1 protein-coding gene and 1 pseudogene are annotated in these 1,608 nt (G+C 33.1%); both read right to left on the bottom strand.

The genetic code is table 11. From position 1 onward, the window contains the following. Positions 1-302: 302 nt before the first annotated feature. Positions 303-881 carry a hypothetical protein gene (locus FS875_RS09830; protein ID WP_144756246.1) on the bottom strand — a complete coding sequence of 193 codons (579 nt, stop codon included), beginning with the start codon at positions 879-881 and terminating at the stop codon, positions 303-305. Further along, positions 878-1,203: pseudogene (locus FS875_RS09835) on the bottom strand (hypothetical protein). Before FS875_RS09835 ends, FS875_RS09830 begins: the two are co-directional and overlap by 4 nt. Positions 1,204-1,608: the final 405 nt, after the last annotated feature.

Consider the following 1,608-nt stretch of genomic DNA (forward strand, 5'->3'; position numbering starts at 1 on the left):
TTTTAAAATAATTATAGATTGTATAGTTTATATATGAGTAAACATTAATTTCATTATTTATCAATATGTTATGTGTCCAATGTACAGTCGATTTGAAAATTCTGTCGCTAGCGATAGTTCGCGCTCGTCCGCCCCGCAACGAAGCCAACCCGCCGGGAAGTACCTTTTACATTGATTTTATTGATTTTTTTATGGAAAATACAAAGCATAAGTGATAATTTGTTTTTAAAATTGTCATAAGAATATGTAATGTATGAACCAATAAGGATATGTAATATAGAGATAGAGCTTGGAAACATGATCTAGCCTCTTTTATTGGTAGCGTATTCTTGACGAGCAAGTTGTCTCTGTATGTTTTTGGTTAATCTTTCATTGGCATATTGTGCGATAGCGTTTGCAATTTCTGGCTTAGACATAACTGTCGCAATTGATGGTCCTTCTTGTTTTGCAATGGGAAATTTATCTCCGTCATCTTTTTGAAAGACGTTTCCTCCCATTTTTAAATCAACCCGCTTAGGAAAGTTTCCTCCCTTGATAAAACCATGGGGCAAGATTTGTTTTTTCCCAAACAATTTGTAAGTCACACCGCGTTTTGTTTCTTTTGCTTGAAAAAATTTGAGAGGTATCGGTGTTCCAGAACCAATGATATCTGTCTCGAGAAACTGTGCGGTAGCCTTGTCTTTAATATAAACACCTTTTTTAATGCGCTTTGGTTGGGCGGATGAGAGGTCGGCAACTTGCTTCTCAGTAAAGCGCTCGACTTGCTTTGCTGAAGTATTTATAGCGTTGCGTAAAGCCCAATTAAGGCGTGGTGCTTGAAGGTTGGTAAAGGTATCTTTTACCTGTTGAAGATACCATTCTTGATGGATGATTAATTTCAATTTTTAAGCTTTTTAGCAGAAGGTGTTGATGGCTTGGAAACTTTAGGTGTTTTGGTCTGTTGAAGTGAAGTTTCTTCTGCACTTGATTCAGAGGATATCTGTACTGTTTCTTTTTCTATTGCTTAATTGGTTCATTTATCTTTTCAGATTTTGTTGTGGTTTTACTTTCAACAAAGGGTTTTACGGCATTGGCGCGCTTGAGGCGTGCATAGACTTGATTGGAAATTTCTACAAATGGATTACTTGAAGTTGATGGTTCAAAACGAATAGTACTTTTGTTATCGCCAACAACACACATTGGTTTTGTGATGATTGCTTTCATCTTGACTCCTTTTGAGGCAATTAATTAATGACATCATTGATCAATTAATGGCTTTAGATGTGTGCAAAATAGATAAGCCAATTTTATCAATAAAAACAGTAAGTTAAACTACTTTTAAAGCTTAATATTTTAACAAATTTTAGGGGATATTTTTGAATTTTAGATACAATACGACTAGTACCGTACTGCCACTAAATACGATTTTTCACGTATTGTCAATAGAAAAAATCTATATTTTGTATTTTTTTTATTTTTTGATCAAAACTTAGTATTTTAAAAGCCAATCTTTAATTTTATACAAATAACAACATTTATGTTGTATTTAAACATTTTAGATGTTATATTATATTTATGAACAGTCAAGAATTAAAAAGATATCTTACAAAACATGGTTGCAGTTTTACC

The sequence above is a fragment of the Bartonella saheliensis genome (assembly GCF_902162175.1).